Origin of the sequence: Flagellimonas rhodophyticola (assembly GCF_049332665.1) — a bacterium.
Classification (GTDB): Bacteria; Bacteroidota; Bacteroidia; order Flavobacteriales; family Flavobacteriaceae; genus Flagellimonas.
The window spans coordinates 1,416,745-1,428,707 of record NZ_CP186326.1; the positions used below are offsets into that span (position 1 = coordinate 1,416,745).

The 11,963-nt window shown below is 39.0% G+C and carries 10 protein-coding genes; all 10 read left to right on the forward strand.

What is annotated here, in order from left to right:
- The first annotated feature begins 10 nt into the window (after positions 1-10).
- The 10 genes from ruvB to ruvA all read left to right on the forward strand — a co-directional run bounded on the left by ruvB (position 11) and on the right by ruvA (position 11,941).
- Positions 11-1,033, forward strand: coding sequence for a Holliday junction branch migration DNA helicase RuvB (gene ruvB, locus ACOKFG_RS06330; RefSeq protein WP_298794097.1), 1,023 nt, complete (start codon positions 11-13; stop codon positions 1,031-1,033).
- A complete protein-coding gene (locus tag ACOKFG_RS06335) occupies positions 1,033-2,361 on the forward strand; it encodes a cytochrome P450 (RefSeq protein WP_298794098.1) in 1,329 nt (442 codons plus the stop codon). The genes ruvB and ACOKFG_RS06335 overlap by 1 nt, the downstream gene beginning before the upstream one ends.
- A gap of 114 nt (positions 2,362-2,475) precedes the next feature.
- A complete protein-coding gene (locus ACOKFG_RS06340; RefSeq protein WP_298794099.1) occupies positions 2,476-3,375 on the forward strand; it encodes a helix-turn-helix domain-containing protein in 900 nt (299 codons plus the stop codon).
- Between the two features lie 89 nt (positions 3,376-3,464).
- Positions 3,465-4,781: a vanadium-dependent haloperoxidase gene (locus tag ACOKFG_RS06345; protein ID WP_299487899.1), complete on the forward strand. Its 1,317-nt coding sequence runs from the start codon at positions 3,465-3,467 to the stop codon at positions 4,779-4,781.
- A 155-nt stretch (positions 4,782-4,936) separates the two neighbouring features.
- Positions 4,937-6,037 carry a nickel-binding protein gene (locus ACOKFG_RS06350; RefSeq protein ID WP_298794101.1) on the forward strand — a complete coding sequence of 367 codons (1,101 nt, stop codon included), beginning with the start codon at positions 4,937-4,939 and terminating at the stop codon, positions 6,035-6,037.
- A 96-nt stretch (positions 6,038-6,133) separates the two neighbouring features.
- Complete coding sequence (locus ACOKFG_RS06355) at positions 6,134-6,505, forward strand: DUF4242 domain-containing protein (protein WP_299487897.1); 372 nt, start codon at positions 6,134-6,136, stop codon at positions 6,503-6,505.
- 55 nt (positions 6,506-6,560) lie between these two features.
- Positions 6,561-7,481, forward strand: a complete 921-nt coding sequence (gene queG, locus ACOKFG_RS06360; protein WP_299488183.1) for a tRNA epoxyqueuosine(34) reductase QueG — start codon at positions 6,561-6,563, stop codon at positions 7,479-7,481.
- 148 nt (positions 7,482-7,629) lie between these two features.
- Positions 7,630-8,934: an MFS transporter gene (locus tag ACOKFG_RS06365; RefSeq protein WP_298794105.1), complete on the forward strand. Its 1,305-nt coding sequence runs from the start codon at positions 7,630-7,632 to the stop codon at positions 8,932-8,934.
- Positions 8,935-9,051: 117 nt separating this feature from the next.
- The gene (locus ACOKFG_RS06370; protein ID WP_299487895.1) at positions 9,052-11,349 is read left to right on the forward strand and encodes an NADP-dependent malic enzyme; all 2,298 of its coding nucleotides are present in this window, start codon (positions 9,052-9,054) and stop codon (positions 11,347-11,349) included.
- Positions 11,350-11,359: 10 nt separating this feature from the next.
- Positions 11,360-11,941: a Holliday junction branch migration protein RuvA gene (gene ruvA / locus ACOKFG_RS06375; protein ID WP_299487892.1), complete on the forward strand. Its 582-nt coding sequence runs from the start codon at positions 11,360-11,362 to the stop codon at positions 11,939-11,941.
- Positions 11,942-11,963: the final 22 nt, after the last annotated feature.

The following is an 11,963-nucleotide window of genomic DNA, read 5'->3' on the forward strand; positions in this document are numbered from 1 at the left end:
TTGTTAGGATATGAACGAAAACCTGGACCCAACATCCGAGAATTTTTCATCAGAAGAACTGGACATTGAAAGGGCGTTACGACCGATTACTTTCGATGACTTTACGGGACAGGAACAGGTATTGGAAAACCTTAAGATTTTTGTACAAGCCGCCAACCTTAGAGATGAAGCACTTGACCATACCTTGTTTCATGGCCCCCCAGGGTTAGGAAAAACCACCTTGGCACATATTCTAGCCAATGAGTTGGGTGTTGGTATCAAAATCACCTCTGGTCCTGTTCTGGATAAGCCAGGAGATTTAGCCGGACTTTTGACCAATTTGGAAGAACGGGATGTCCTGTTTATTGACGAGATTCATCGCCTTAGTCCGATTGTGGAAGAATACCTGTATTCAGCCATGGAAGATTACAAAATTGATATCATGATTGAAACGGGTCCGAATGCTCGGACCGTTCAAATCAATTTAAACCCCTTCACCTTGATAGGAGCTACAACACGTTCCGGTTTACTAACGGCTCCGATGCGTGCAAGATTTGGCATTCAAAGCAGATTGCAATATTATAACACAGAACTACTTTCAACCATTGTGGAAAGAAGTGCGGAAATTTTAAAAGTACCCATTACCACGAATGCCGCTATTGAGATAGCCGGGCGCAGCAGAGGGACTCCAAGAATCTGCAATGCCTTATTACGGAGGGTAAGGGACTTCGCGCAGATTAAAGGTGATGGAAATATAGACTTGGATATTTCCAAATTTGGACTGAAGGCGCTAAATGTCGACGCCCATGGCTTAGACGAAATGGATAATAAAATATTAAGTACCATTATTGATAAATTCAAGGGTGGTCCGGTAGGTATTACAACGCTGGCCACGGCAGTTTCCGAAAGTGCCGAGACGATAGAGGAAGTGTACGAGCCTTTTTTAATACAGCAAGGATTCATTATGCGTACCCCAAGAGGCCGCGAAGTTACCGAATTGGCCTATAAACATTTAGGGAAGTTAAAGAGCGGCACTCAGGAAGGACTTTTTTAATGGATAAATTGCCTCATATTTCTACTCTTAAGGTCATTGCCAACCGGAAAAGAATACAGAAAAACCCTTTGCCCTTCCATCATGAGAACTTTGAAAAGCTAGGAGATACTTTTCGTATTTCAATTCCAGCAGAAGGAAATGTTGTCTTTTCAAGAGACCCAGTGATGGTCAAGCAGGTACTGCAAACAAAACATCGCAGTTTTGAAAAGTCTAAACTGCAAACCGAAGATCTTGCTAAATATATAGGTCATGGTCTTTTAACCTCTAATGGCGATCATTGGAGAACCCATCGAAGACTTATACAACCGGCTTTTCATCAGAAAAAACTCAAAGGGCTTTTTGAAATCATGCAAATGGCCATTTCAAAAGAATTAGACCTTATTCCAACTGGTTCTGCAATTGATATGCTTCCACGTATGGGTGATTTGGCCTTTCAAGTTGTGGCAAAGACCTTGTTCAGTACGAATGATATCAGGGAGCCCATGATGGAACTGAAGCATATTACTGAGGTCAATCAGAATATGCTTGTTAAGGAAATGCGTAAACCCTATTTTAAATGGTGGTATAACCTAACCGGTGAAATCAATAAACATTTGAAAAAAAGCGATCGGGCCAGACAAATACTTGATCAACTGGTAGAAACTAGATTGCAGGAAGCATCACAGGGAGATGATCTTTTGGATATGCTGCTTCATGCTACTTACGAGGATGGAACACATATGCCGAGAAAGCAGTTGTTGGATGAATTGATGATCTTGTTTACAGCTGGCTTCGAAACTACTGCTACCGCACTTTCATTTACGTTGTATTTTTTGGCCAAAAACCCCCAATTACAAGAGAAGTTGTTTTTTGAGGCCCAAGAACTTAACAATGAAGTATATGATTTGGAAGATTTTAATAAATTACGTTTAACTTCTTCTTGCATTAAAGAAGCAATGCGATTGTATCCTCCCGCCTATTTTATAGATCGAGTGGCCTCAGAGCCTGTGGAGATCAATGGTGCACACTTTAATAAAGGTACTATGGTGCTGTTATCTATTTTTGAACTGCACAGGAATAAGGAGTTTTGGAAGAATCCGTTGGAATTCAAGGCTGATCGTTTTTTGGAAATGCCTCCCAAGACCCATGGTGATTTTTACTATCCTTTTGGAGCTGGGCCACGAATGTGCATTGGAAATGCGATGGCCACATATGAGATGATTATTACAGTTGTGGAAATCGTAAAAAGATTTCAAGTTTCTACAGGTATGACAGAGGTTGAGATCAATCCATTGATTACTTTAAAGCCGGAGCAGATTCGGCTAAATTTTGAAATGCGTAAGTCTTAATGGGATTTTGACCCCAATCAAACTTGATAAAAGACCCTTTTTAAGGAAACTATCTTCTTTTTTGTATCTTGATTTCAACTCTCCCGCTATTTAACATACCAAAACTTCTGCAGTATGAAGCGAAAAGACATGGTTCACTTTTATGAATTTGTAGAACATAATTTTCTTTTTAAACAACTAAGTGTGGATGATTTGTTGTTTACCAACTATGATTGCCCATTGGTAGGGTCTCCGGTAGATTATTATGCAAAAAAGAATTATTTCTGTTACATCTATGTGGGAGGGGGGAGATGGAAAACACCTACGGAGGAATATACGCTCAAGGCAGGCGATGCTGCTTTTCTTAAAAAGGGTCCACATCGGGTTTATAAAATCTTGAATGGTGACTTTTGTGCCCTATTAATTTTTGTTCCGGATGAATTTATTGCTTCCGTAATTAAAAATGATTGCGACTTAGAATTTACCGCTTCAAACATTCAAAATACTGATTGTGTTATACCATTGAATTTGGATGAAACACTTAATGATTATTTTGAGACACTACTTCATTATTTCAGATTACCCAAGTCTCCTTCAAAAAGTTTACTCAAAATAAAATTCAAAGAACTTATTGTTAATGTGGCCACAGGGGGAAATAACCCAAAGGCCACAGATTATTTTAAAGAAATTAGTTCCAGTCGTAAAAAAGCATTGAAGCCAATTATGGACGAACATTATCTTTTCAATTTAAAACTTAAAGAATTTGCCAAATTAAGCGGCAGAAGTCTTGCTACTTTCAATAGGGATTTTCTAAAGCTTTATAAAACCACTCCAGGGAAGTGGCTAAAACATAAAAGATTGGAATATGGGCGATTTTTGCTAGAGACTACGGATTTGAATGTAAATGAAGTGGCTTTGGATATTGGCTTTGAAAACACTTCCCATTTTATAAAATCTTTTAAAGCGCAATATCAAAGTTCACCATTGAGATTCAAGAAACAGTTAATGGGAAAGCAATTACATAAACGCGGCTGAGTTTTTTAGCATACTTTTTGAATTTTAGAGCAAATACTTTTTTTTAATTCTCTGTTAGCTTGCTGAAGTAAAAACTAAAAAGGGAAAACATGAAAAACTACACTTATGTACTCGTCACCATAACTTTGTTTTTTGTAACTGTTCTGAGCTGTTCACCGAAAAAAGCCAATATTAATTCATCTAAGGCAACGGTTGCATCTGAATGGAATAAAAAGATTATCGCAATTGCCGTAGCTGAGGATAACCTACTTACATTAAAAGGTTTGAGAACAATCACTATGGTTCATCTTGCTATGCATGATGTACTCAATACCATTGACCATAAATACGAACGATACGTTTATAAAGGTGAATATGTCAATACTGATCCAATTGCGGCAGTTGCTTACGCTGCCTATTTTGTGAGCGTGGATCAATATCCTGATAAGAAGGGGGAGTTGGAAATACTACTGAATAGATGGATAATTGATATTAGCGACGATGAGAAAACCATTGCAAAAAGCCTTGGTAGTGCTGTAGCAAATGCAATATTGAAACAACGTTCCAAAGATGGTTTCGACTCAGAAGCCGATTATACATGGCATCCTATGGGGCCAGGTGTTTATGCTGAGTTCAACGAACATAGTGGTACACCTGAAGGTTTTGTTTTTGGTGCTGGGTGGGCAGCAGCACAGCCCTTTATGCTGCCCAATCCCAATCATTTTATAGTGCCACCTCCGCCAAAGATTACTAGCAATGAATATACTAAAGCGTTTAATGAGGTTAAGAAAATGGGAAGTTCTGGCAGTAAATCAAGAACAGTCGACCAAACCCATTTGGCCATGTGGTGGAAAGAGTTTAGCGAAAGATCGCACAATAGATTGTTACGGGCTCTAATCATAAAAGAGAATATGAATCTATGGGATGCTTCTAGAACCTTTGCACTTATGAATATGGCTATTTATGACGGCTATATCAATGTATTCGATAATAAATTTCATTATAACCATTGGCGACCTTATACAGCAATTCGATGGGCTGCAAATGACGAGAATCCGGATACGGAACCAGATTTAGAGTGGAACAATTTGCATAAACATACATACCCTTTTCCATCGTACCCATCGGCACATGGTACAGCAAGTACATCGGCAATGACGGTTTTGGCAAATACATTGGGAAAAGGTGATGATTATGCTTTTACCATGGTTCAAAAAGAAGTTGATAGTGCTGGATTTTTTTCAGGAAAAATGAAAATGAATCCGTCTACACGTTCTTTCAATAGCTTTTCAGAAGCTGGGATGGAAGCTTCCATGTCAAGGGTTTATTTGGGAATTCATTTTCGTTATGATTCTGAAGAAGGGTATAAACTTGGAGCCAAAATCGGTAATTATGCTGCGGACAATTTTCTAAAACTTGCAAATTAGAGATTTTCCCAATGCTGGTAATGAACGATTTCTACATGAAGTTGAACCATTTTTGCTATTTTAAAAGCATAAAGAGGTATTTCTTTACTTCTAGAAGTAATTGTTTGAACCATCCGTGGTATTTCTAACCGATGGTTAGCTGTTAAATATGAATTATGCCAATTTTCATGGACAGACATATTGTGCCCGGAATCGAAGCAAAACATGCGGCCGAAGCTCATCGTGAAGACTTGAAGATTCAAGATGAATATGGATGTCGTTGCATGACTTACTGGGTCGACGAGGAAAGAGGTAGTGCATTTTGCCTTATAGATGCTCCTAATGAAGAGGCGGTAAGGAAAATGCACAATAAGGCTCATGGATTGATGCCTCATGAAATTTTGCAGGTCAACAGCAATATTGTAGAAGCCTTTTTAGGCCGAATTGCCGATCCAAAAGATACTTCGACACTATCTGAAAACTTAAAAGTTTTCAATGACCCTGCATTCCGAATTATTCTGATGGCCGAAACCTCAAATGTCCGTTTGCTGCAGCATGATTTAGGGAAAGATAAGGCCAATCGCCTAATGACCTTGTATTATGAAATTATGAGAAATGAATTGGCTAATCATGAAGGTAGAGAAGTAGAGCTAAAGGGCCATAATTTTGTTATTTCATTCGTCTCAGTAAGTCAAGCATTGGGGTGCGCAGCTGCGGTCCAAAAGAGAATGCATGTTGCTGGGGAATTAATAAACTTAAGAATGGGCGTCAATGCGGGCATGCCGGTAGAAAAGAGCAAAGAGTTATTTGGAGATACCATTAAGATGGCAAAATATTTGGGTGCATTTGCCAATCAAAACCAAATTGTTATGGCATCGATAATAAAAGAGATTTACAAGGACGACGGCCAAAAAAGTTTGGATGATAAAAACCTATTTAAATGGGTGGACCCCAAGGATGAAAATTTTATTCAACTATTAATGGATTTTCTATCACAAAACTGGATGAATCCTGATTTAGGAGTATCCGATTTTTGTCAAGAATTATCTATGAGCAAATCAAAGTTATATCGAAAATGTACCTCGTTGGCCGAGATGTCTCCGAATGAGTTAATTAGAGAGTATCGCCTCCAAAAATCTTTGGAATTGCTTACCACTGATCGAAATATCACCCAAACTACTTTCGATTGTGGATTTGGCAGCCCTTCATATTTCACCAAATGTTTTCAGCAACGGTTTGGGTTGAGTCCTATGTCATACCTTAAAAATCCTGAATAAGTAGCGCTATTTTTTATAGTATTAGAACGTTTTGTTACGGTCTCCACTAAGGAGACTTTTTAGTTTTGAAATGTAAAAACTTTAAAACAATGTAATATGAAAATCCTCAGGACAACTATCATTTTAGCAACCTTATTGATGGCGTTAATCAGTTATGCCCAGATAAATTCAAACAAGAATAAACAAGAAACCATGAAGACTTTTATAATCGAACGTGAAATTCCCAATGCGGGAGAATTAACTCAAGAACAACTCAGAGGGATATCTCAAAAATCAAATCAGGTCCTATCGGAAATGGGCACTGAAATTGAATGGCTTCATAGCTATGTTGCAAATCAAAAAGTTTATTGTTTGTATAAAGCAAAAAATGAAGAACTAATTCTTGAGCATGCTGAAAAAGGCGGATTTCCGGCAAATTCAATTAGCGAGGTGGAAAATGAGATTGGCCCTAAAACGGCGAAAGATTAAAATGGACAAATTCTTGCTTAAATAATTGTAATTTAGTTTTATAGTTTACTGTAAACTGATTTCTAAACAAAAACATACAGCTCTTATAAAAACCGAAGCCAAGCGCCTCGGTTTTTTGTCTTGCGGTGTTTCCAAAGCTGAATTTTTGGAAGAAGAAGCACCCCGATTGGAAAAATGGCTCAACCAAAATATGCATGGTGAAATGCAGTATATGGAGAATCATTTTGACAAACGATTGGATCCCACAAAATTGGTGGAAGGTTCTAAATCGGTTGTTTCGCTCTTATTGAACTACTATCCTTCCGAAATACAAAACCCGGATGCCTATAAGATTTCCAAATATGCCTATGGAACCGACTATCACTTTGTGATAATGGATAAACTCAAGCACCTCCTAAATTTCATTCAAGAGGAAATAGGTGAGGTTGATGGTAGAGCCTTCGTGGATTCCGCTCCTGTTTTAGATAAAGCATGGGCAGCTCGCAGTGGATTGGGCTGGATTGGTAAACACAGCAACTTGCTAACCCAACAAGTAGGGTCGTTTTACTTTATAGCAGAACTGATTATTGATTTGGAATTGGAATATGATTCTCCTGTGACCGACCATTGCGGTACCTGCACAGCTTGCATAGATGCATGCCCCACGGAGGCCATTGTAGAACCTTATGTAGTGGATGGTAGTAAATGCATCTCATATTTCACCATCGAGCTGAAAAATGAAATACCAACAGATTTCCAAGGAAAATTTGATGATTGGATGTTCGGATGTGATGTTTGTCAAGATGTATGTCCATGGAATCGATTTTCCAAATCCCATAACGAGCCCTTGTTTAATCCCAACCCTGAATTACTTTCAATGTCAAAAAAAGACTGGGAGGAAATTACAGAAGATGTTTTTAGGAAAATCTTTAAAAAATCTGCTGTTAAACGAACCAAATTCTCCGGACTTGAGCGCAATATTAATTTCTTGAAATGAGATTTTGTGAAATCTCAATCGTTTTCGTTGAGGATATCGCCACTTTATCACTCTGATTTTATTGAAACACTAAAGAAAACTGTATCTTCATCAGATGCTCAGTAGACTTGGCACGTTATTTTTTAACCTGAAAAGCGCCACCTGAATTATGAAGCTAACCAAACCGAAACTGAATTTTTGGCAAATATTCAACATGAATGTGGGATTCCTAGGAATCCAATATAGTTTCGGACTTCAACAAAGTGCCATTAACCCTATTTTCCTTTTTTTAGGTGCAGAGGAAGAGTTATTGCCTATTTTGAATATTGCAGGACCCGTAACGGGTCTCATTGTTCAACCCATAATAGGAGCTGTTTCCGATAAAACATGGTCTCCCAAGTGGGGGCGTCGAAAACCCTTTTTCCTGATTGGGGCAATTATGGGTAGTTTGTGTTTGTTCGCTTTTCCATTGAGCCCCGCCCTTTGGTTTGCTGTTGGTCTACTTTGGATTTTGGACGTAGGTAATAATATGGCTATGGAACCTTACCGTGCGTTTGTTGGAGATAAATTACCCGATAGCCAGTTAAGTATAGGATATCAAATGCAGAGTTTGTTTGTTGGCGCCGGGATTCTTTTGGCCAATGCATCCATATTTTTATTTCAAGATTGGTTCGGTGGTGGTCAAGAAGTGGAGGGGACTATTCCTAAATGGCTATACTATTCTTTTTTCATAGGGTCATTTCTATCCATAGCAACAATATTATGGTCGGTGTTGAAAACTCCGGAAATTCCTCCAAGCGATGAAGAATTAGAAGAAATCAATCGACATAAATCCTTACCGTTCATAGAGCGTTTTAAAATGCCGTTTATTGAAATATCGCATGCCGTTAAAGATATGCCAAAGTTTATGTGGAAGCTTTCTGCGGTCTATCTATTCCAATGGTATGCCTTGTTTGTTTATTGGCAGTTCATAACACCTTTGTTTAGAGCTTCTATGGGATTCGATACCTCTGAGGCTGCAGCCCAAGCAGCCAAAATGAGTACTACATATAATGTGGTGACTGCTGTGGTAGCGTTAATATTAGTGCCATTGACCATGAAATTTGGAGGTAAAAAGGTATATGCCATAAGTCTATTTGGAACTGCATTGGCCTTATTTGCAATTCCTCATATTGCCGACCCCGTTTATGTTTTGTTCCCGATGGTTTTGTTTGGAATAGGATGGGCGGCTATGATGGGAATTCCGTACAGTATGGTTTCCAAGATTGTCCCGCAGGAGAGAAGGGGAGTTTATATGGGTATTTTAAATATGATGATTGTTATTCCCATGGGAATACAAACATTGTCCTTCGGTCCTATTTTTAAAAATTTGCTGGGTGGAAACTCGGTAAATGCGATGTTGTTTGCTGGAACCTGTTTTGCAATAGCATCAATTTTAGCACTGCGCTTAAATGTGAAAAAAGAGAATAGTTAATAAGAGAATTGTTTGAAGTAGTTTAAGTTTAATAAATGGCACCAAAATGTTTTGGTGCCTTTATTTTTAAATACCTTTGAAGCTTGTAAAATAAACAAGCTGTTCTAAAATTTAGGTATGAGCAAAGAAAACCAAAGAAGGGAAGCATTACTCTATCATGCCAAACCCCAGCCAGGAAAAATCAAGGTCGTTCCCACCAAGCCATATGCAACGCAACGCGATTTGGCATTGGCATATTCGCCCGGTGTTGCTGAACCTTGCTTAGAGATTGAAAAAAATCCTGAAGATGTATACAAATACACCGCCAAAGGAAATATTGTAGCAATTATTTCTAATGGAACTGCCGTTTTGGGATTAGGAAATATTGGACCAGAAGCTTCCAAACCGGTGATGGAAGGAAAGAGCTTGTTGTTCAAGATTTTTGCGGATATCGATGGAATTGATATTGAATTGGATACTACCGACGTTGACAAATTCATCGAAACGGTCAAGATTATTTCTCCAACCTTCGGAGGGATCAACCTGGAAGATATTAAGGCACCAGAAGCTTTCGAAATTGAACGCCGATTGAAGGAAGAGTTGGACATTCCTGTTATGCATGATGATCAACACGGAACCGCTATAATTTCAGCAGCAGCCTTGTTAAATGCTGTTGAATTGGCCAATAAGAAAATGGATGAGGTCAAAATTGTGGTAAGCGGGGCAGGTGCGGCAGCCGTTTCTTGCACAAGACTATACAAAGCTTTTGGCGCAAAGGCAGAAAACATAGTGATGTTGGATAGTAAAGGTGTAATAAGAAGTGACAGGGAGAATCTTACGCCAGAGAAAAAGGAATTTGCTAGTGATAGAAAAATAGATACGCTGGAAGAGGCTATGAAAGATTCGGACGTCTTTATCGGCCTTTCTATTGCAAATATCCTTAACCCGGAAATGCTAAAATCCATGGCCAAAGACCCTATAGTTTTTGCCATGGCCAATCCGGATCCGGAAATTGAATACAGCTTGGCCTGTAAAACTAGGGATGACATAATTATGGCTACTGGCCGTTCTGATCACCCTAATCAGGTGAATAATGTTTTGGGATTCCCATTTATTTTTAGGGGAGCTTTAGATGTTCGGGCAACCAAGATAAACGAGGAAATGAAAATGGCGGCAGTAATGGCACTTGCTGACCTCACCAGAGAGCCTGTTCCAGAACAGGTGAATATTGCCTATGACACAACGCGACTTGCATTTGGAAAGGATTATATAATTCCAAAGCCATTTGATCCGCGTTTGATTACCAAGATTCCTCCGGCAGTTGCTAAAGCTGCAATGGAAAGTGGAGTGGCGAAGGCACCTATTAAAGATTGGAAGAAATATGAAGAAGAGCTTTACCAAAGATCTGGGAACGATAATAAAGTAATGCGCCTGATGCACAATCGTGCGAGACTTAATCCAAAACGAATTGTATTCGCGGAAGCGGAGCTATTGGATGTAATGAAAGCAGCGCAAATTGTTTACGATGAAGGTATTGCAATTCCTATTTTATTGGGTAATCGAGAGGTCATTGAAGAATTGATGAAAGAACTGGATTTTGACGCCGATGTAACTATTATTGATCCTAGATCCGACGAATCAAAAGAGATTCGAACAAGATATGCCATGAGACTTTGGGAGTCTCGTAAGCGTAAAGGAGAAACCCAATACAGCGCCCGAATCAATATGGGCAAGCGAAATTATTTTGGAGCCATGATGCTTTTAGAAGGAGATGCTGATGGGATGATTTCAGGATATTCAAGGTCTTATCCAAAAGTATTAAAACCTGTTTTTGAAGTATTGGGAAGATCCAAGGGAGTAAAAAATGCTTCTACGGTAAATATTATGATTACGGATAGAGGTCCACTGTTTTTGGCAGATACTTCAATCAATGTTGACCCCAATGCCGAAGATTTGGCTGAAATTGCCCAGATGACCGCAAGTGTGGCTAGTACTTTTGGTTTTAATCCGGTGATGGCCATGCTTTCTTACGCGAACTATGGTTCTTCAAACCACCCCAATGCGCAAAAAGTAAGACAGGCAGTTGAAATTTTACACAAAACCAATCCAGAATTGGTAGTGGATGGCGAAATTCAAACCGACTTCGCTTTGGACCAAGAGTTATGTCACAACAATTTCCCATTTTCCAAACTAGCCGGGAAAAAAGTGAATACCTTGATATTTCCGAATTTGGAATCAGCCAATATTACCTATAAATTACTCAAAGGTTTGCATAAAGCAGAGTCCATTGGCCCAGTTATGGTGGGGCTGAGAAGGTCTGCTCATATACTTCAACTGGGAGCAAGTGTGGATGAGATGGTGAATATGGCCGCCGTAGCAGTCATTGATGCCCAGGAGCGGGAAAAGAGAAAGAAAGCAAAAATGGAAACAGAATAGATAGCCCAAAATGATTACCCATCTCAAAGGAAAATTAGTCGAAAAAAACCCAACATATGTTATTGTGGAATGTAATGGCGTTGGATATTTCTTAAATATTTCATTACACACATTTTCACAGGTAAAGGACCAAGAGAATATTCAATTGTTCACCCATTTGCAGGTTAAAGAAGACTCGCATACGCTGTTTGGATTTGTTGAAAAAACCGAACGCGAGATTTTCCGATTATTGATTTCGGTTTCTGGCGTGGGTGCAAGTACCGCTCGTACAATGTTGTCATCTTTATCTCCAGTTCAAGTTCGAGATGCAATTGCTAATGGAGATGTGCCTATTATACAGTCAGTCAAGGGGATAGGAGCCAAGACGGCACAACGGGTAATCCTTGATTTAAAAGACAAGATTTTGAAAGTCTACGATATGGGTGAAGTTTCCCTACAATCAAACAATACAAGCAAAGAAGAAGCGTTATCTGCTTTAGAGGTTCTTGGTTTTGTCCGAAGACAATCTGAAAAGGTTGTGGACAAGGTGTTATCCGAAGATCCTACATTAAGCGTTGAGGACATTATTAAATTGGCGCTGAAAAATTTGTAACTAGTTTGAAAAGAGGGGCAAA